12 protein-coding genes are annotated in these 20,509 nt (G+C 42.7%); 6 read left to right on the forward strand and 6 right to left on the reverse strand.

The features are described 5' to 3' along the window. The first annotated feature begins 104 nt into the window (after positions 1-104). The 3 genes from QWZ17_RS14675 (at position 105) to QWZ17_RS14685 (ending at position 2,652) form a co-directional block, all read left to right on the forward strand. Positions 105-929, forward strand: a complete 825-nt coding sequence (locus QWZ17_RS14675) for a hypothetical protein (protein WP_290306003.1) — start codon at positions 105-107, stop codon at positions 927-929. Next, positions 926-1,690 carry a methylamine utilization protein MauJ gene (locus QWZ17_RS14680; RefSeq protein ID WP_290306004.1) on the forward strand — a complete coding sequence of 255 codons (765 nt, stop codon included), beginning with the start codon at positions 926-928 and terminating at the stop codon, positions 1,688-1,690. Before QWZ17_RS14675 ends, QWZ17_RS14680 begins: the two co-directional genes overlap by 4 nt. Positions 1,691-2,328: 638 nt before the next feature. Beyond that, a complete protein-coding gene (locus tag QWZ17_RS14685) occupies positions 2,329-2,652 on the forward strand; it encodes a helix-turn-helix domain-containing protein (protein ID WP_290306005.1) in 324 nt (107 codons plus the stop codon). A 46-nt stretch (positions 2,653-2,698) separates the two neighbouring features. Here the strand turns inward: QWZ17_RS14685 and QWZ17_RS14690 are convergent, their stop codons facing one another. The 5 genes from QWZ17_RS14690 to QWZ17_RS14710 all read right to left on the reverse strand — a co-directional run bounded on the left by QWZ17_RS14690 (position 2,699) and on the right by QWZ17_RS14710 (position 7,215). After that, positions 2,699-3,805 carry a ComEA family DNA-binding protein gene (locus QWZ17_RS14690; RefSeq protein ID WP_290306006.1) on the reverse strand — a complete coding sequence of 369 codons (1,107 nt, stop codon included), beginning with the start codon at positions 3,803-3,805 and terminating at the stop codon, positions 2,699-2,701. Beyond that, positions 3,783-5,837 carry an ATP-binding protein gene (locus QWZ17_RS14695; RefSeq protein WP_290306007.1) on the reverse strand — a complete coding sequence of 685 codons (2,055 nt, stop codon included), beginning with the start codon at positions 5,835-5,837 and terminating at the stop codon, positions 3,783-3,785. The genes QWZ17_RS14690 and QWZ17_RS14695 overlap by 23 nt, the downstream gene beginning before the upstream one ends. 95 nt (positions 5,838-5,932) lie before the next feature. Beyond that, positions 5,933-6,238, reverse strand: a complete 306-nt coding sequence (locus QWZ17_RS14700) for a hypothetical protein (RefSeq protein WP_290306008.1) — start codon at positions 6,236-6,238, stop codon at positions 5,933-5,935. Next, entirely contained in the window at positions 6,217-6,525 is a 309-nt protein-coding gene (locus tag QWZ17_RS14705) for a DUF6597 domain-containing transcriptional factor (RefSeq protein WP_290306009.1), read from the reverse strand. The genes QWZ17_RS14700 and QWZ17_RS14705 overlap by 22 nt, the downstream gene beginning before the upstream one ends. Positions 6,526-6,603: 78 nt before the next feature. After that, positions 6,604-7,215, reverse strand: a complete 612-nt coding sequence (locus QWZ17_RS14710) for a phosphatase PAP2 family protein (RefSeq protein ID WP_290306010.1) — start codon at positions 7,213-7,215, stop codon at positions 6,604-6,606. 320 nt (positions 7,216-7,535) lie between these two features. Between QWZ17_RS14710 and QWZ17_RS14715 the strand changes: the two genes are divergently transcribed. Next, positions 7,536-8,747: a BamA/TamA family outer membrane protein gene (locus tag QWZ17_RS14715; RefSeq protein ID WP_290306011.1), complete on the forward strand. Its 1,212-nt coding sequence runs from the start codon at positions 7,536-7,538 to the stop codon at positions 8,745-8,747. 22 nt (positions 8,748-8,769) lie between these two features. Here the strand turns inward: QWZ17_RS14715 and QWZ17_RS14720 are convergent, their stop codons facing one another. After that, the gene (locus QWZ17_RS14720) at positions 8,770-13,062 is read right to left on the reverse strand and encodes a hybrid sensor histidine kinase/response regulator (RefSeq protein ID WP_290306012.1); all 4,293 of its coding nucleotides are present in this window, start codon (positions 13,060-13,062) and stop codon (positions 8,770-8,772) included. A 605-nt stretch (positions 13,063-13,667) separates the two neighbouring features. On the opposite strand from QWZ17_RS14720, the gene QWZ17_RS14725 reads away from it, so the two are divergent. Both QWZ17_RS14725 and QWZ17_RS14730 read left to right on the forward strand, forming a co-directional pair. Then, positions 13,668-15,605, forward strand: a complete 1,938-nt coding sequence (locus QWZ17_RS14725; RefSeq protein ID WP_290306013.1) for a M1 family metallopeptidase — start codon at positions 13,668-13,670, stop codon at positions 15,603-15,605. 504 nt (positions 15,606-16,109) lie between these two features. After that, complete coding sequence (locus tag QWZ17_RS14730) at positions 16,110-20,339, forward strand: hybrid sensor histidine kinase/response regulator (RefSeq protein ID WP_290306014.1); 4,230 nt, start codon at positions 16,110-16,112, stop codon at positions 20,337-20,339. The last annotated feature ends 170 nt before the right edge of the window (positions 20,340-20,509 follow it).

The following is a 20,509-nucleotide window of genomic DNA, read 5'->3' on the forward strand; positions in this document are numbered from 1 at the left end:
ATTAGGCACTTTTACTTTCAGGTGCCGCATCCTTTTGCCGGGCAGCGATCGTTAAAAACCGCTGCCCGTTATTTTACCACTTAAACTAACCTTATTTTAATCAAATGACAACCCAGACAGAACGCCAATATTCAATAACAGAAGTCCTGGTTAAAACTACCTACCAGATCTCAGTACATAAAGAACCATCTTTTGACAGAATGCCTATTGGTTTTGGTGCGGGCTTCTTTTTGAATTATAAAAAGCACTTGTTCTTTATCACAGCCGACCACAATATTCATTTTGACGATCATGCGCTGAATGAGCGAACGGGTGTGGATAATCATGTCGGTATTTTAAATAATGTAAGCGATAAGGCAAACTTTTCTACGGTGATGTCACCTGTTGGTGGGTTTTATTTTATGGAAAGCTTTGATATTTCAAAAGAGGACTTGGATTTTCAGTTGTTTGATGTTGCGATCAGTTTGGTTGACCGCACGAAATTTGAGGCTCCATTTTTGACCGACGAAGAATTCCTGGACGCGGATGGTGTGCAATTGGTGGCCGCTAAAGCACACAAATTTGAGCTTTCTGAGGAACATATAGCACAACCGTCAACCGAAGATTGTTACTTTATTTATGGAAAGATCAAGCCGCAGTTAAAGGGGCTAATACTGCACAGGGAGAATACTTTTAAAGAAAATATTAGTTATGTGGCGTCCGCCGGGAGTTACTTATTATTGAATACTGCGGAAGAAATAACGGATTCAAAAGATTGGGAGGGTTTGAGCGGTTCGCCTGTGCTGAATCAGAACGGTCAATGCATCGGCGTATTGTGTTCGGTGAATGAAGGTTCCAAAGCCGTTTTTGTGAAGCCCTTTAGCAAGATCATGCCGCTATTAGACTTGATCATAGTGCAGGAGCAATTGGAAAGGGATAAAAAGCTATGAGAATCTATAGTGTAGAGTTATTGGTATCAGGGGCAGTCACAGTCCGTCGGGCAGTCGAGTTCAGGACGGATAAAGAGCTTGACCTTGGTAGTGTTTTTCAAAGCGATGTTTCCATCAAGCCGCACAAACAGGGATTTTTGATTTCATCAACTGTTCATACCGCCGATCAGGACCGGGCGCATAAAGTGGCATTGCTATTTATAGGGAAAATGCTGGACATCCTGGTTATGCGTGTCAATTCACCTTTAAATGTAAGCCTGAATGAGTACAGGCAGGTTACTGACAGAAATATAGTCAGGGCTGTTATTGACCGGGCAGAATTTACGTTCTGCTTTGAACTGGCCAGGAACCTGAACCTTCAGGAAAACAAATTACTGAGGGCTTTTAGCTGGTACCGTAAGGGCTTATATACGGACGATCCGTTTGACAAGTTTCTTGCGCTTTGGAACGCGATCAGCGTTATCGCTGATGGTTATTGTAATGATAATGAAAGAACCCGGTTAGGAGTAATTAACCGGATATGGGACTGCTTTATCACGTTATGGGGGCCATGTGCTGATTGGGAATACGTCGGTGGTAATGATCAATGGGTCAATGATAATAACGAAATCCGGAATAAGATTGCCCACGGCGGGGTGACAATAGACGCCAGGTATGTTGAAAACGTGATAAGTAACCTTCCCGCTGTCCAAAACGTGGCCTATAAACTTTTAACACAATGGGCTACCAGGTTAGGCAGGAATGTGTTTCAGCAAGTATAATAAAACCTACTTGAGATCTTTAAATTTTAACGTCCACTCCCTTCATCCCCGAGTATCGTGTAATCACAGGTGAGTTCTTCGTCAATCTCAATATCTCTCAATTATCGTCATGATCTCCCAGAGATCCGCGCCTTTTAGCAGTGGAGAACGTGAAATTTAACCTCGAAAAAACCAGTGGAGAATAAATAAAAAAACAACAAAAATCGAGAAAAAGTTGTTATTTTTATGAAAGAGTTTAAGAACCGCGATTCTGATATCTTAGATAAGGATTTCAATTACAATTTTCGACCAAAAACTCTGCCAAAACTCTGCCAAAATCACTTAAAAACTGCAAAATGAAAAATCAAAAACCGCTCTCAGAGCATCAAAAACGCAGTTTGAGTAATGCAATAACGGCTCTTGATAATCCGATATTCTCCACTTGATAATCAAGGCTTTACAAAACATTGTAAAGCCTTTTTTTATTTTGGGTATACTATGGGAATACCAAACATGCATTATAATAGCATTCATTGAGGTTCAAATCATTTGAAACTTTCCTATATCTGACCTCTTCTATCTGCATCCATTTAAAAATATTGTCCCATCGGATTATTAGGAACCAATAATGTTCAATATTTGATAAAAAATTCATCGATATGGCGACAAATGATTCTAAAAGGAATAGCGGACCGGTGTTTGCGAATCATCTAATGACTGTTCAAGATTTACTCAATTTTAAAACCGAGTTATTAGAGGAATTAAAAACTTTGATATCAAAATACACCAGTCAACCTATTAAAAGATGGTTAAAGTCCTTTGAGGTAAAAGAACTGCTACATATTTCAACCGGGACACTTCATAATCTTCGGACAAATGGAACTTTGCCTTTCAGTAAAATTGGAGGAGTTGTGTTTTATGACATCGAAGCAGTGGAAAAGGTTTTGGAAAATCACACAACTTTAAACAAAGGCGAAGGTTAAATATCTCAAATTCTTTTATTTAAGGCCTCTTAGGACATGTTTGTAATCATGGAATGATTTTGATGTTTCTGGCAATATCGCGTTTATACTTTACCAATGGATGATGATCAAATTCGCTTTCGAAAAGCTCCCGGCCAAAAACCTGTTTTTTTACTTCAGCAAAGGACATTCCTATTGCATCAGCCATTTCTTTTATCCGGGTATCCGGATAATCAACACTGAGTTTTATCAACCGTAAAGCTTCCTTTTTATGAAAGGCATACCGCCCCCGGATCTTCAACTGGCTGATGAAAGCTTCATGTGAGGCCTGGTTGTTACTGAAGTCCAGTTCAATCGCGTAATCATCCTGCTTTTTGATACTTTTATTTTTCTGGTGATACCACAATTTGAACGTAACGTCTTTGTGGAAGCTGTAGTGGGGTGAACTGGGACTGGAATAGGTGGCATCAGTGTCGTAAAGCTTGCCCTCCCCTTTGAATTTTGAATTGCAGGCATAACAGCTGGGAACAAAATTGAAAAGGCAAAGGCTAAGGTAGGGGAATGTTTTCTTTAAATAAAAATGATCAAGTGTAAAATGGTTGTGTGTACCGGATTCGTCAAAAGCGAGCAAATCTTTTTGAACACTTATGGGCATCTGGCTTTCCGAAATGGCTGTGAATGATTTTATCTTTCTTAGCTTGTAGATTTTCTGAGCGCGAGCAAGTTTGATGCCCGGGAACAGTTGCAAATTGGCCAGGCTTGCACGGTTTATAAAATCAAGTCCACCCTTAAAATCTCCGAGTTGACTAAAACTAAAAATGCTGTCAATATTACAATAATAGCATGATATCAGTTCGATGTCCTGTTGCGCCATAAAAAAGGCTGCAATTTGTGTTTGCATTTTCGTGTACTGGCTCAAGGGTGCCAGGTTATTTTTTCGCTGTTTGCTGATCAGGCTTTGTTTTTCGATTTCTGCATGGAGACTTGGCAACTCCTGAAATGGTGCCGTCAATAAGTATTCCCAGGTCAATGGATCTCCATTGGCCAGGGTAATCTTAGCAAGTGTGTTATTTAGCTTTGGCCGGGCGTCAAGCACACTTTTCACGGCTGCCGTATAATTGTCTTTAAAGGCCTTTAGACCTGCCTTAGTATTAGGATATGGAATCTGTATCATTCAGGTTCTGTAACTCTTGATTTAATTGTGCAATTTTAGCTTCGATGGTTGCGCGCCTGCTGGGCGGTGGGTTTTCTGACAGCAATAATTTTTGGTCCAAATAGTTAAGGTGATTTTCCAGGACACCCCTAACGAGATTTTCACCAGTTTGGCGGACAATAAAGTGAAATTTTTCCCGAACCTTACGATAATCTTCCGTGAAAGCAGGTAACTTCCCGGGCTCTGCCGTTCGCGTCTTTTCGTACCATCCGATAATTTCTTTGTACTGCACCCGGGCAAAATCACCGGTGGTTGCTTCCATAAAAAAGCTGGTGCTCAGCATTTGGTGGATGTTGCCGCCGAAAGTAAGGGAATCACTTTCAAAGACACGGCCGTCGGCAATACTGAGTACCTGGTTTGCTGGGATATCAGATAGGATAAACGGAGAATGGGTTAATAAGAGTATATTAATTCCTGTGATGTTCGGTATCACCAAATGATCGAGATATTCCAGGAGGTCATTAAGGAATTTACGCTGATATTCGGGATGAAAATAAAGTTCGATTTCATCCAGCACCACATTGATCCGTTCGTATTTTTTTTTCTCACTGGTTTCCGGAGTTTTGAATACAGAATTTACATTCAGGATATGATAAGCAATCGCTTGGATGGTGTGGATGTATTGCTGTTCACCGGAACTTAACCTGTCAAATCGGTCTCCGTTTCTCATTAGGAATCGTGGGGTGAAGGGCGCGATCGGGATCAGTTCAATTGGCTCAAGATCTGGATTTTCATTGGTGTAATCTTCCAACCTTTTAGCAAAAAGCTCTACCGGTATTTCAATCCATTTTTCATTATCGTATTTAATTCTAACATCATCAAGTCTAAGCGGATCGTATTTGTAAAAATGTAGGGCTTGCCGCAGTTTCAGTGTAATATGACTTTTATCTGTTTGCAGGTTTCCAATAAAATCCTTCAGGTTCTTTATGCCGGGGATATTCTCGGTGGTATAAGTGTTGTAATATTTTTGCCGGTATTCCGGATATTTAACAGCAATTCGGATCAGTTTTCTGATCACGTAATGCATGGTCAATGATTTCCAGTCTTCTGACTGCAATGTTCTTTCGGCTGCCTCATCGATAGCTTCTCCCAGTAAGGTAAGATAAACCAGCTCAAAGATCTCTTTCAATGTAAGTCCACTTTCCCTTGTCATATATTCAATGACATTTTCAATGGCGTGCCCCTCACAGCGCTGTAGTTTATCCCGGTCAATGATAAATCTTATCGTTTCAACAAATTTACCAGGCAAGATCTCTCCTTCGTTTGCTTTATTTAACATCAGATTGGACAACAACCTGATCTGTGCAAAGTGGAGTTCTCCATTAACAGTAATTGTTCCTTTTTCCCGATAGGGATTGATGACAACCGGGGTTTGGTATCCATCATTCTTATGAAATAATCGGTGTACCCACAATCCGATGACATCCTCATTCAACCCATAGAGAGAATAGTTGACGCCAATGGTGTAAAAGAATTCCGTAAGTGGAATTTTATCTCCGGCAAAAAGATCATAAAATATGATGTTTGCGGCGTTAGCTATCGGCTTTTTGAAATTACCACCAATGACGATACAACGAAAAGATGAGCCGCACTTATAGTAAACTTCCAACTGGAGGTCTTTTTCAATCCCCTCTAACTGGTCATGCTCCTGTTTTCCTTTGTTTTTTGTAAAGTCTATCTTTAGTAACCCGTTTTCCCGGGCGACGATGTAACAACACAGGAAAAATAGTTCCACGATCGTACTTTTACCGGAACCGTTTTTGCCAACGACTGCGGAAACATTGATGTGTGGCTTGATCTTTTTGGTAAATAAGCCGAAGTCTGTCGCTACTTCTTCGATAGTGATGATCTGACCATCGTCGTTTTTTTTATAACGATAATTAGCATACAGCGGATACAGTTCTCCGGGCTGCAGATTGTTACAGTACTTTCTGCTGCAGTCCTTACGTGGTCGAATAGCAAGAAGTTTAAAGTCGTTTGGGTATTCGGGCATGTGATGCTTAGGATATTTTAAAGAGCCAATCTAACACTCTTTTGCTTAATAAAGGAAAATTTCACAGGAGATACGATAAGTTAAAATGCAGCCTTTCAGACAACATTGATGATCTTTACAGTATATGATATCCCGTAACGGGTAGCAACACTGTTAATATTTTCAAAGAAATGGCCTTTATTGAGCTCTTGCATAATGCCGCCCACCAGTTTTAGTTTTTCCAACTTGCACTGGTAACGAGAAAGCCTGGCTAACAAAAAAACTTCAACCAGGTTGATCTTTTCGGCGAGGGCTTTAGCTTCCTGTAATTGGGGATGTAGCAATTTGGCTTCTACGACCGCTACGTCGCAAAAATCAAGCATCTGGTCGTTAAATGCTGCTACGGGGGCGTTAAAAAACAAGCCGCTGTGTGCGTAAAAAAGCGAACGCCAAGCATGGCGTGCTTGCCAAAAGAGGTAAAAGTAAGGGGTTGAATGGTTTGTCCCCATAGTTGTACATCGAGTGCATTTATAAAGCTGCCATTCACTGTTTTTTGCGGTGCGCCATCTCCAATGTTGAACATAATTTCGATGTAGCCGGTAGCAAAAACTTTGTCTTCGGTAATTATAGCGGTATCCGTTTCACATGTAAAATAACATTGAACATAGGGCCATAAAATGTCACTCGGGATAAATTCCTGGTACCGCATTTAATTTAACTATCAAACTAAGTTAAAAGAAAAAATGATAGCGCATACGGTTGTTTCATTCGCACGGAATGGATGTGTCTATGCTTTTACCCGCCTAAACGTACAGATGTAGTAGGCCAGCAATGCCATACTGCTGCCAATTAAAACCCCACCCAAAACATCTGATGGGTAATGCACCCCTAAGTACATCCTTGAAAAACCCACCGTAATGGCCCAGCAGTAAACAGGTATAATGAGTCGCTTTTTGGGATACACCAACGATAAAATGGCCGCCAACACAAAAGCATCGCAACTGTGGCCGGATGGGAAAGACCAGCCTCCTCCGGGCCCTAAATCACGAATTACCAGGTATACATCCTGCGGGCGTACCCGGTGTATGATATGTTTTAGTACAGTTGCCAGCAAGCCGGATAACGCTGCCGCTAAAGCAATTGCTCGTAGCTGTAGTTTGATAGCCTTAAACCGTTTTATAAACGATATTATTAAAGCCAGTGCAGCTACAACATAGGTAATGGTGCCGGCTATGTTAGTTATTGTTAAAAATAGCCAATCCATAGTTGGGTTGCGGTAGCTGTTGAGGGAGATTACGATTTGGCTATCGTAACTATAAAATACCGACGACAACAGCACCGCGGCTATTAAAACCACCAACAAAATGAGAATTAGTTTTCTGTATTTTATATCAGCCATCAGCATCCGTCGGGTAAAAGTTATACGCTGTTTGCAGCTAAAAATTAACTGCAAACGGCTATAATGGGGCAATAGTAACACTTTGTTTGCTAAAAAGGCGAACCGCTTCCTGTACGGGCATTGTTTTTTATGAGATTTAATACATTTTGGTGTTTTATTTAACAAGAGCTGATTTAATGCTACAACAAAATTAGCTCCCATGGGTTCTACCATAAGGAGGATAGTTAACATATAGCTAAAAAGAAGTTAACATTGTTCCCGAATTTTAATTCTTTAATCAATGCTTTACTAATCGGGCATTTTTAAAGCAGCTATTTTATATGTATAAATATATTGTTGTCGCGCTCTTTTTTATTCCTTCTGCTTTGTTCGCCCAAAGCGTAATCCCTCAAAAAGATGCCAAAGTTGATACCGTTGGTAAAACAGATTTGATAGATATTGCCAAAGGCATATTTCATGTTAAGCCGGGCGCGCCGCCGCCAGATAATAAAAAACGCATATACTTTTCTGTTTTACCGGTAAGTGGCGCCGCCCCCGGCGGTACCGGCAGGGCCTTGGTAACCAGTACCACGGCAGGCGTTTACCTGGGCCCCAAAAATACTACTAATCTATCCAGCGTATCATTTGCGCCGTACTGGAACTTTCATAGCCGTTTTGGTTTGCCTTTGCGTTCCAGCATCTGGCTGCCGGATAATACCTGGAATATCCAGGGCGATATCCGTTTCCTGGTGTACCCTCAATATACCTGGGGACTGGGCAGCAGCCACAACAGCAGCGAAAAAACATTGGTAGATTACCGGTACATCCGTTTTTATCAAAGCGCGCTTAAACGCATCACCCCTTACTTTTTTGCGGGTGTCGGCTATAACCTCGATTATCACTCTAATATTAAAAGCGACGATCCTAATGTGGATCTTAAACAATATACCGGTTATCAATACGGAACGGCTGGTAGTTCACTATCGTCGGGTATAAGTTTAAATGCTGTGTACGATACCCGTAATAATTCCATAAACCCTTTGCCGGGCGCCTATGCCAATTTTGTATACCGTGTAAACCCCGGTTTTTTGGGGAGTAATGATAGCTGGCATTCGGTTTATATTGATATGCGCAAGTACATCCCCTTAAACCCGGCCAACAAAAGCCAGCAAAATACTTTAGCTATTTGGACGTATTATTGGACGGTGCTAAATAGCAAGGCCCCTTACCTTGATTTGCCAAGCGTTGGTTGGGACCCTTATAACCGGTCGGGCAGGGGGATGGATCAAAACCGTTATCGTGGGCGTTCCTTGTTTTACCTGGAGGGTGAGTATAGGCGCGATATCACAGAAAATGGTTTGTTGGGTTTTGTGGTATTTGCCAATGCCAACACGGTGAGTGGCTCAGGAACCATCTTCACGTCATGGCATCCCGCTGCGGGTACCGGCCTTCGGATCAAATTCAACAAAGGATCAAATACCAATGTTGGTATCGATTACGGCTTTAGCAAGGGGTATAATTCCATCAGCGTGGGGCTTGGCGAGGCCTTTTAATCTAAGAGCCCCTGGCCTGGTTTTATTGTGATTGCGCAAGCGCTTTTATCTTACCCAATATATTTACCAGATCTTCTAACTTCATCGGTTTTGACAGGTAATCGTCCATGCCGGCCTGCATACAAATTTCCCGGTCTTCGGGCATGGCATTGGCGGTCATGGCGGCAATATAGGGTTGTTTGATATTTAGTTTACGAATATGCCCCGTGGCTTCCAATCCGTCCATCTCGGGCATCTGGATGTCCATCAGGATAATATCGTAGGTTTTTTCCGTTAACTTATCCAGCACTTCCTGTCCGTTAAGCACCATATCTATGTGCTTATAGCCTAATTTACTCAATACCCTTTCTATCAGTTTCTGATTAATGGTATTGTCTTCAGCAACAAGAATTTCTAAAGGATGTTCTGCAGCAAAATCGGCCGATAGGATACTTTTGCTCGGCGCTTCGGCACTAACGGTGCCCTGTTTATCAAATGCTTTTTCGATAGACTGGCACAAATGGTGCAGCTTAACTGGTTTTACCAGTATAGACGAAAACAGCCCCGGGAATTTGCTCCTGGTTTCGTCCCCAATAGAACTAAGCATTATAATAGGCGGCGTGTCATTTTTAACTTTTACCGCTCTTGCCAGGCCTACACCATCCATCTCCGGCATTTCCATATCGGTGATCAGTAGTTTTATACTGTTGTCGCCTTCCATAACGGCTAAAGCTTCTGCCCCCGATAGTGCGGTAACCGGATCAAGCTTCCAGTTCAGCAACTGCGTTTTAAGAATAGTTAAGTTAGTTTGATTATCATCAACAATTAAAACACGCAGGCCTTTTAAACTGGTAAGGTCGCAAATCAAGGAGCGTTTAATCGGGTTTTTGCTTCTGATGGTTTTTATTGAAAAGCTAAATACCGATCCTTCACCATAGGTACTGTCGGCACCTATTTCGCCCCCCATCAGGTGTACCAGTCTTTCGCAAATGGCAAGACCTAAACCGGTGCCGCCGTATTTACGGGTGGTTGATGAATCAACCTGCGAGAAAGCTTTGAAAAGTTTAGATAGTTTTTCTTTAGGAATGCCTATGCCTGTATCCCTGATGCTAAAACCAATTTCAACATCGTCATTTACCTTGTTGATAAGGTGTATCTTAATAAAGATTTCGCCTTGGGAGGTAAACTTAAGTCCGTTGCTAATCAAATTAATCAATACCTGGCGTAAACGTAAGCTATCGCCAATAATATGAGTAGGTACATCTTCGTCTAACTGGTATACCAAATCTATCTTTTGTTGGGCGGCCTTGCGGGCAAACAGGTCAAGCACTTCCTCAACAGACTGGCGCAGATCAAATTCCTCTCTCTCCAGGTCCATCTTGCCCGATTCAATTTTCGAGAAATCAAGAATGTCATTAATCACGCTCAGCAAGCTTTCGCCGCTGCTGATAATGGTATCCGTGTACTCGCGCTGCTCATAATCCAGGCGGGTTTCTGATAACAGAGAAGCCATGCCGATAACCCCGTTCATAGGTGTACGGATTTCGTGGCTCATAGTAGCCAGGAAAATGCTTTTGGCCTGGTTGGCTTTTTCGGCTTCTTCGCGGGCGAGGTGCTCCTGCTCTTTTTGTTTTACCAGCTCGTCATTAATAGCATGCAGATGTTCGGATTGTACCAGCAGCTCTTCAGATTGCGACATCAACTCTTCCGATTGTACACGCAACTCCTCGTTAGCTTCCTGTAACTCGTCCGATTTAAGGTTCAGCTCTTCATTTTTAAGCTCAATTTCGTGGGTACGCTCTTTTACCAGTCGTTCAAGTTCTGCTTTCTGTTTCTTTATTTTCCTTAACCTGTAAGTGTAAAAGCCGTAAATAATATTGACAATAGCAAGCAGTACCAATAACCTAAACCACCAGGTAACCCAAAACGGAGGGGTAATTACTATGGTTATAGACGCGCCCTTTTCATTCCATATGCCATCATTATTAGATGCTTTTACGTGGAAGGTGTAAGTGCCCGGGTCAAGATTGGTGTAGCTGGCCTTACGCTCAATACCTGCATGCATCCATTCTTTATCCAGCCCGTCTAACTTATAATCGTATTGGTTATTGCGGTTGATGATATAATTAAGCGCGACAAAATTGAAGGAGATGGATGATTGATTGTAATTAAGTACAATTTTTTTGGTAAAACTGATATCCTGCTTCAGGATAGAGTCGGCACCACCGGGAACGATGTTTTTGCTGAAAACCTGGAAATCGGTAATATGAACCGGGGGAATAAAGCTATTGATCTTAATTTCATCCGGATAAAAGCGATTAAAACCTCTTATACCACCAAAGTACATTTCGCCGTCGCGGGTTTTAAGGTAGGAATTGGCTTCAAACTCCATGCTTTGCAGGCCATCGTAAGTATTAAAGGCTTTGCATTTGCCGGTATTGGGATTAAGCTTCACCATACCGTTTGAGGTAGATATCCACAGGTTATGCCTGTTGCCTTCGGTAATGCCTTTTATAAAGTCAATATCCAAACCAACCTGGTGGGTGTACAGTTTAAAGGTATCATGCGCTTTATCAAACAGGTAAAGGCCTGCCATGCCTACCCATACACGGCCCTTGCTATCGGTAAATATTACCCTTGAGTCGGTTTGCTTTTTCTCGTGGTTAAAATAGTGCGAAAAGCTTTGCGTTTTTAAATTATAACGGTTTAAGCCGCCATCGTCGGTACCAAACCAAACGTTACCGTCATGGTCCTCGCCTATAGAAACCACGTTTTTACCGCTAAAGCTGGTTTTGCCATCAGGCGATTTGGTGACGTGTTTAAACTGGTGGGTTTTACTATCTAAAAGATTTAGTCCGCCAAAATAGGTAGCCACCCAAAAATTGCCCTGGCTGTCCAGCAGCATGCGCTGCAAAAAATCGGAACTTAAGGCATTGGGATTTGCCGCGTTGGCCCTAAACCGGGTAAAGGTGCCGGTATTGGGGTTCATGAGGTTTAAGCCGTTACCCCAGGTGCCAACCCATAAATTATCCGCCCCATCCTGGGCTATAGCCTGTATGGCATCGCCCGATAGGCTTGATGCATTATTGGGAATATTTTTATAATGCTGAAACGTGTTTTTTTCCCTGTCAAAAAGGTTTAACCCACCGCCGTCGGTACCAATCCATAAGCGGCCTTTACTATCTTCAAAAAAGGCTTTTACATCATTATAACTTAACCCGTTTGGATCAATACCTTGCCTGAGCAGTTTAAACTTGTCCGATTCGGCCGTGTACAGGTTAACGCCACCACGGTGCGTGCCTACCCATAAATCGCCCTCGGCATCCTCATAAATGGCAGATACGGTTAGGTTTGATAAGCTGCCGGCGTTATCCAACCTTGGGCGGTATTTAAAAAAGGAGTTTGTTTTAGGCTCAAAAAAGTTCATGCCCTCGTTGGTCATGCCTACCCATATATTACCTTTTTTATCCCCCAAAACATTAAGCACCATGTTGCCCGATAAGCTGCCGGGATCTTTATCATCATGTGCAAAAAGCTTGAATTTTTTAGTAGTCAAATCAACTACGCCCAAGCCTTCGCCATTAAGGCCCAGCCATAAGTTATTTTTATGGTCCTGCGCTATGCTTACAACATGGCTGTTGGGGTTTAAGCCCTTTATGGCATAGGGTTTAAAAGTAAGGGTGGTTGTATCTAAAATGCTTAAGCCTTTTTGCGTGCCTACCCAAAGGTTTTTATGCGTATCTAGGTAAAGGCAGTTAACCGAGTCGCAGTTAAGGCGATTATTCGTTTTAGCATTTTTGCTAAACTGTTTTACCTCATTAGTTTGGGTATTAACAAGGCTTATGCCGCTGCATACGGTTGCCACCCAAATGTGCATTTTATCATATGCGCAAATGGCTGTTATACCATCGGTAGATTGTGTTTTACCAGGGTTAAGATTAAACCTGGTAAAAGTATTGGTGAGCGGATTAAACTTGTTTAAGTTGTAAGTAGTACCCACCCAAAGCTGGTGACCGGCATCTTCAAAAATGCAATTGATAAAATTGTCGCTGATGCTGGCTTTATTGTTAGGATCGTTTTTGTAGATGATAGCCTTGATGCCATCGTACCGGTTTAAGCCGTCGCGGGTGCCCAACCACATAAAACCACGGCTATCCTGAAAAATGCAGGTGATGGTACTGTTTGATAGCCCTTGCTCATTGCTGATGTGCCTGAATTTAACATCAGAAATTTGCGCCCACGAAAATAATGGCAAACAGCATAACAGAAAGGCAAGCATCCCTCTGTAACTAAATTTAATACGGTAACGGTACGCCGTAAATAGAGTATCTGTCATTTAAATCGGGGTATCTGGCAAAATGCAATTATAAGTAAATTATAAAAGCATTTTATCTAAACAATAAGCTTAAATTACTGTGTTATACGGAATTTAGGCTTAAACAGATTTAGAGTAATATCAATTTTTGCAAAATATATTTTCCCTTTAAAAATCTTCGTACAACTCAACCGTTATTTTCATTTTCGGCAATAATTTTAATCAATAGCGCCTTTGTTTATTATTACGCAAACGTTTGATAAAAATTTGCAGGGCTATGTAGCGGGTGTTTTGTTTATTAATGTACGATTTACGCGAGTTATAAACGCTGATGACGACTTACCCCGGCTACGCTTCGCTGGCCGACCCTCTCTCCGGCTGCGCCGCATAGAGGGTAAAAGAAAAAAACAACAACAACAAAGAATTTCCCCCGCCCCTCTATGCGGCGCAGCCGGAGAGAGGGGCAGAACGAGCGCAGCGATGTTCGGGGTGAGTCGTCTACTACATGCCATTAAAATTAACAGCTGCTTTATAGTTATCCCCAATTAATCAAACGTTTGTGTAGCATCCAATTAAGCATTATCAATGCTAAATCAATAATTTCAGGGATTGATATTTCAATCGACATGAAAAAATACGCGCACTTATGGTTTATAGGGATTTTATTGTTCCCGTTTACGGCAATGGCCCAGCATACATCAACCTACGATCCTTTGCAGGTTTTTGACTATAGCTTTTTTAAGCAAAACGGTAATGATATCCGTAACGCCAATGGCGCGCCGGGCCCCAAATACTGGCAAAACCGGGCCGACTATGTTATTCATGCCTCGCTGATAGAAAAAGACACCACTATAACCGGCGATGTAAGCATTAATTACACCAATAACAGTACCGATACACTGAACTATTTATGGTTGCAGCTTGATCAGAATTTATTTAAATCTGATTCGCGAGGAGTGGCGGCTACGCCGGTTAAGGGCGATAGGTTCGATGCCAACGGCTTTGAAGGAGGCTATCAGATTGCCGCTGTAGCGGTAACCTACCAGGGCAAAACGTATACTATAAACCCTACCATTACTGATACCCGGATGCAACTGCGCCTGCCCTTTGTGGTTAAGCCGCATGGCGATGAAGTGGGCATCAAAATAAATTACTCATTTGCCATACCAGAGCATGGTGCTGATAGGATGGGCAGGCAACCCACAAAAAACGGCATCATTTACCAGCTGGCCCAATGGTTTCCCCGCATGTGTGTTTATGACGATGTAATGGGCTGGAACACTTTGCCCTACATGGGCACCGGCGAGTTTTATTGTGAATATGGCAACGTAGACTATTTTATAACCACCCCTGCCGACATGATTGTAGCCGCATCCGGCGATCTGCAAAACCCACGGGAAGTATTAACCACTACACAGATCAACAGGTTGGCAAGCACCGCGAAAACAGATAGCACGGTAAGCATCATTAAACAGCAGGAACTGCTTACGCCAGGCATTCGCCCAAAACAAAACGGCACCTTAACCTGGCATTATAAAATTCAGAATACAAGAGATGTGGCCTGGTCGGCATCAAGGGCATTTATCTGGGATGCTGCGAGGGTAAATTATCCATCGGGCAAAAAAGGTTTGGCTATGGCCGTTTATCCGGTTGAAAGCGTGGCGCCTAACAAATACAACCGTGCCGCCCAATACCTCAAGCACAGTATGGAGTTTTACTCCGATACTTATTTTGAATACCCATGGCATTCGGCAACAGTAGTGGCTGGCGTGGCTTTGGGTATGGAGTACCCGGGCATTGTGTTTTGTAGCTACAGCATTAAAGATGATGACCTGTTTAGAGATGTAACTCACGAAATGGGCCACAACTGGTTCCCGATGATTGTGGGAAGTAACGAGCGCCGCTTTGCCTGGATGGACGAAGGTTTTGATACCTTTATTAATGGCTACGCCTGGCTGCATTTTAACAACGGTGAATATGCCCCTAAAGGTAACCCGGCGCAAAGCATCGTGCCAGAAATGATTAAAAGCAAACACGCTTTAATGGTAGCACCCGAGGTAAACAACGAAGGCGGCATGGCATATTACAAAACCGCGCTGGCGCTTAACCTATTGCGCAATGTGGTTTTGGGTGCCGATAGGTTTGACTACGCTTTTAAAATTTACATTAAAAGATGGGCATACAAACATCCGCAGCCCGACGACTTTTTCCGTACCATGAACGATGCCGCTGGCGAAGATCTCACATGGTTTTGGAAAGAATGGTTTTACACCACCTGGACTTTAGACCAAGCCGTTACCGAAATTAAATACGATAAAAACGGTGCCTCATCAGGCGCGCTCGTTACCATCGAAAACCTAAAAGAAATGGTGATGCCTGTAACTGTAAAAATCATAGAACAAAACGGCCAAACCCAAGTCATAAAACTCCCCGTAGAGGTTTGGCAGCGCGGAGCCAAATGGACTTTTAAATGCAACACTACATCCAAAATAACCAGGGTGATATTAGACCCCGATAATTTATTGCCCGATGTGGATAGGGCGAACAATGCCCTCAAAGACTAAGCGCTTTTTTAATATTATATATACTTTATGGTGGCCTCCGGTAAAAACCGGGGGCTTTGTCGTTAATGGTGTATATATTATGGGTACACATACAAACATTGGCTTTGAACGCTGGCTAAGACTCACCCGGCGAGGCTGCGCCCGCCACCCTCTCTTCGGCAAGCCGGAAAGAGGGGTTTGAATAGTGAACATCTTGAATTGCTGAACATCAAACAAAAACCAAACCGCGTTCAAACCCCTCTATGCGGCGTAGCCGGAGAGAGGGTGCCGCTCGCCAAAGGCGGGCTGGCGGGTGAGTCTTCTACGCCAGGCTATCTACGTCATTTCCCAACTATCACAGGGCACCGCTTTATAGCTAAAAATTCAATCTCCCAGGCTTAATAAGTCAACCGTTAGTTTCAGATGAATATCAACTTTCAATAAAAGCCTGCGTATAAATAATATTAACTATATTGGTTGTACCTGAACTTTATGGGTATCTGTTGATCTCTATATCTGCAAACAATGAAGGGCTTTAAATTTTTCCTGATCGCTTTATTTACAGCCCTATCTGCACAGGTGTTTTCCCAGCACAGGCAGCTTCATTTTGAACACCTCGGTTCGGCAAACGGGCTGTCGGAAATTAATCCAAACTGTATTATCCAGGATAGCCGCGGTTTTATGTGGATAGGTACAGGCGATGGGCTCGACCGTTATGATGGATATCAATTTAAAGTTTATCGTAATGATCCTGCTGATGCAGGCAGCATCAACAATAATTATATTGGCGATATTATTGAAGATAAAGAGGGTAACCTTTGGATAGCCACATCGGGAGGTTTGAATAAGCTGGACCGTAAAACCGACCGTTTTACACACTACACCCACAATGCCGGTAACCCTAAAAGCATTGCCGATGATAACGTTAACAAAATTGTTTTCGCGGATGATCATCAAATATGGATTGCTTTAGCTACCCAGGGGCTCGACCTGTTTGATATTAAAACCGGCGAAGTTACCCACTTTAAAAATCAACCCGGAAATCCGCATAGTCTCAGCAGTAACCTGGTTAACTGCCTGCACAAAGACAGGCAGAACAACCTTTGGATAGGCACATTTGACCAGGGTGTTAACCTGTACCGACCACAAACCCACGATTTTGTAAGCTACAAGCACGATGACAAAAACGCGGCGTCATTAGCTGGTAACCGAATCAATGCTATTTTGCGGGACAGGGATAACCGCCTTTGGGTAGGCACTTTTGAACACGGGGTTGATTTGTTTGACGATAAAGCCCAAACCTTCCGTCATTTTGTTAATGATCCGCGTAATGATAATTCGCTGGTAAACAACACCGTTGAAAGTTTGGCCGAAGGTGTTAGCAAAAGCATTTGGATAGGTACCGAAAATGGCGGCTTAAGCATTTTTCATTACGCAACCGGGGAGTTTAGCAACCATGCGCATGATGATGTGGATAACAGCAGTTTAACCACAAATTCTGTTAATGAGATTACTAAAGATAATATGGGCAACATGTGGATGGGCCTGTTTGGCGGAGGCGTTAATTTTTTTAAAAGAAGTACTGCCAGTTTCGCGCACTTTAAACATACCTCATCCACCAATAGCCTCTCTAATGATTTTGTTTTGGCCTTATTGGAAGACAATGATCAGCACATTTGGATAGCTACCGACGGCGGCGGCTTAAATATGCTTGATCCCAAAACAGGTATTTACACCTCCTATAAACATAGGAAAGACGATAAAACCAGCCTATCCGGCAATTATGTTTTAGATATTAAGCCAGCCGGTGATCAAAGGCTTTGGGTAGCCACCTGGACAGAGGGCCTGAATTTAATGGATACCCAAACCGGTAAGTTCAAAAACTACAAGCATGATGCTGCAAAGCCCAACAGCCTTGGGGCCAACGATATTTACGCCCTTACGGTTGATAAGGATAAAAAACTATGGGTTGGCACTTTTGGCGGTGGTGTAAGTGTGTACCAGCCTGCAACCGATGATTTCTTTACCTATAAAAACAATCCGAACGACGTCACAAGCTTGAGCAGCGATGTTATCAACTCTGTTTTTTGCGATAAGGAAGGAAATATATGGGTAGGTACCAATGATGCCGGACTGAATTTGTTTGATAAAAAAACAAACTCGTTTACCCGTTTTAAAAAGGAGAAGGGCAAAAACAGCATCAGCAATAATACCGTGGTTGATATTTTTGAAGACCATACCGGCAAACTATGGCTGTGCACTTTTGGGGGATTGAATGTGTTTGATCCTAAAACCCGCCAATTTAAAACGTTTACCGCAGCCGATGGCATGCCAACCGCGTTTACCTATGCCACCCTTGAAGATAACAACCATCATATTTGGATAAGTACCAACAAAGGTTTGATGATGTATGATCCGGCGCGCAAAACCTTCAAAAATTATACCGAGGAGGATGGCTTGCAAGGCGATGTATTTAAACCGCACTCGGCTTTAAAAGACCAGGCGGGCAATCTTTATTTTGGTGGATTTAACGGATTTAACCGTTTTACCCCCGATTTGTTAAACCCGGTAACGCGTCAGCCGGCGCTGGTATTAACCGATTTTGAATTATTTAATAAGCCCGTACCCATTAGCAAGGGCGAAAATGACCCATCGCCCCTTAAACAGGAAATTTCAGAAACTAAATCCATAACCCTCGGCTACGATCAATCTATCATCTCGTTTGGTTTTGTATCCCTCAGCTTTGCATCGGCCAATAAACAGGAATATGCTTATCTACTTGAAAATTTTGATAAAGGCTGGAATTATGTAGGTGGTAAAAACACCGCGGTGTACACCAACGTGCCGCCGGGGCATTATGTTTTCAGGGTTAAATGTAAAGATAATTCGGGCAAATGGTCGGGAAAGCAATTGAGTCTGAAGCTTACTATTGTGCCACCATTTTGGGATACCTGGTGGTTTAAAATATTGGCCGCGCTTATTATTTGCGGCCTGGCCTGGGGCCTGTACAGGTACAGGCTTAACAGCATTATTAAACAAAAGGAAAAGCTGGAACGCGAGGTTAGCGAACGCACGTTTGAAGTATCGCAACAGGCAGAGGAGTTAAAATCACAATCAGAACACCTGCAGGCTTTGAATGAGGAATTGCAGGCACAATCGGAAGAATTGATAGACCAGCGCGAACAGGAATTGCAGGCCCGGCAGGAGGCCGACCGTGCCAACCAGGCCAAAAGCGTGTTTTTAGCTACCATGAGCCATGAAATACGCACGCCCATGAACGGCGTTATTGGCATGGCGTCCCTACTGATGGAAACCGAGCTGAATCAGGAACAAAAGGAATTTGCAGAAACTATTGTTACCAGCGGCGAAAACCTGGTAAACGTGATCAATGATATTTTGGATTTTTCTAAAATAGAATCGGGCAGTATGGACCTGGAGCATGAGGATTTTGACCTGCGGCAAAGTGTGGAGGAGGTAATGGACATCTTTTCAAAAAAGAGCGCCGAAAATAATATCGACCTGATTTACCAGATAGATTACGCCCTGCCCATTCAAATAGTGGGCGATAGCCTTAGGGTAAAACAGGTACTGATAAACCTGGTTAACAATGCTATTAAGTTTACCCACCGGGGCGAGGTTTTTGTAGATATTTTTTTACTGCATGATTTTGGCAACGATGAAATAGAAATAGGTTTTAATGTTAAAGATACCGGGATTGGAATTCCTGCGGATAGGATTACAAGTCTGTTCCAGGCCTTCTCGCAAGTTGATTCGTCAACAACCCGTAAATATGGTGGCACCGGTTTGGGCCTTATCATTAGCGAGCGCCTGGTTACCCTTATGGGCGGTAAAATTGGTGTTGAAAGCGTTTATGGACAAGGATCTGAATTTAAGTTTAGCATTAAGGTAAACAAAAGTAAAGTACCCTCAAAATATCATCTTTACCCGGCAAACCTGGCCGACGTTGAAGGCAAAAAAGTGTTATTGGTTGATGATAATGATACCAATTTGCTCATCCTCGAAAAGCAGTTGCAGCAATGGAAATTAGAGCCGGTGCTATCAACATCGGTGAAACAGGCGCTTGATATTTTAAAAAAGGATACCGGGATTGCCCTTGTGATCACAGATATGCACATGCCCGTAAACGATGGTGTGAGCCTTGCTAAAACGATATCTAAAAGTGCCACCCCGGTGCCTGTGATTATGCTGAGTTCCATTGGTGATGAAACCCGTAAAAAGCACCCAAAATTGTTTTCGTCTATATTAACTAAACCGGTTAAGCAAAACAATTTATGGAAAAGTATAAATGCGGCCTTAACCAATCAAAAAGAAGAACCGCCTGCAAAGGACGAGCAAAAATCTTTATTACAAGCAGGTTTTGCCTTACAACATCCCTTGCAAATATTAGTAGCCGAAGATAACCTGATTAACCAAAAACTGGTGCAGCGGGTATTAAATAAACTGGGGTACACTATCGACCTGGTGAACAACGGCTACGAGGTGCTGGAAAAAATAACAGAAAAGTATTACGATGTAGTGCTGATGGATATCCAGATGCCCGAACTGGACGGCCTGGAAACCACCAGGTTTATCCGCAACCAAAATACCAAACAACCCTATATAGCCGCCATGACCGCCAACGCCCTATCCGAAGACCGGGAAGCCTGCCTAAACGTTGGCATGAACGACTACATCTCCAAACCTATGCGTATAGATGAATTAATCGAGTTGCTGAAACGAGCAGGGGGGAAGTAGAATCAAGAGATTAGAGTCAAGAACCAAGAGTCAAGAACCAAGAGTCAAGAATCAAGACGGAAGAAAAATAAACGGGAAGTCATCCTGATTTATTCCAGGGCCCCACTTGCTGAGTTATCATCTGGTTGGCAACCTGTCCTGTGGGGTGCTGAAATAAAGCATGACGTTGT

Source organism: Mucilaginibacter flavus (assembly GCF_030409315.1).
Taxonomy (GTDB): Bacteria; Bacteroidota; Bacteroidia; order Sphingobacteriales; family Sphingobacteriaceae; genus Mucilaginibacter; species Mucilaginibacter flavus.

What these genes read in the sequence shown, in the direction of transcription:
- QWZ17_RS14675 (WP_290306003.1), top strand. Translation starts at nt 105, where the DNA reads ATGACAACCCAGACAGAACGCCAATATTCAATAACAGAAGTCCTGGTT.
- QWZ17_RS14680 (WP_290306004.1), top strand. Translation starts at nt 926, where the DNA reads ATGAGAATCTATAGTGTAGAGTTATTGGTATCAGGGGCAGTCACAGTC.
- QWZ17_RS14685 (WP_290306005.1), top strand. Translation starts at nt 2,329, where the DNA reads ATGGCGACAAATGATTCTAAAAGGAATAGCGGACCGGTGTTTGCGAAT.
- QWZ17_RS14690 (WP_290306006.1), bottom strand. Translation starts at nt 3,805, where the DNA reads ATGATACAGATTCCATATCCTAATACTAAGGCAGGTCTAAAGGCCTTT.
- QWZ17_RS14695 (WP_290306007.1), bottom strand. Translation starts at nt 5,837, where the DNA reads ATGCCCGAATACCCAAACGACTTTAAACTTCTTGCTATTCGACCACGT.
- QWZ17_RS14705 (WP_290306009.1), bottom strand. Translation starts at nt 6,525, where the DNA reads ATGCGGTACCAGGAATTTATCCCGAGTGACATTTTATGGCCCTATGTT.
- QWZ17_RS14710 (WP_290306010.1), bottom strand. Translation starts at nt 7,215, where the DNA reads ATGGCTGATATAAAATACAGAAAACTAATTCTCATTTTGTTGGTGGTT.
- QWZ17_RS14715 (WP_290306011.1), top strand. Translation starts at nt 7,536, where the DNA reads ATGTATAAATATATTGTTGTCGCGCTCTTTTTTATTCCTTCTGCTTTG.
- QWZ17_RS14720 (WP_290306012.1), bottom strand. Translation starts at nt 13,062, where the DNA reads ATGACAGATACTCTATTTACGGCGTACCGTTACCGTATTAAATTTAGT.
- QWZ17_RS14725 (WP_290306013.1), top strand. Translation starts at nt 13,668, where the DNA reads ATGAAAAAATACGCGCACTTATGGTTTATAGGGATTTTATTGTTCCCG.
- QWZ17_RS14730 (WP_290306014.1), top strand. Translation starts at nt 16,110, where the DNA reads ATGAAGGGCTTTAAATTTTTCCTGATCGCTTTATTTACAGCCCTATCT.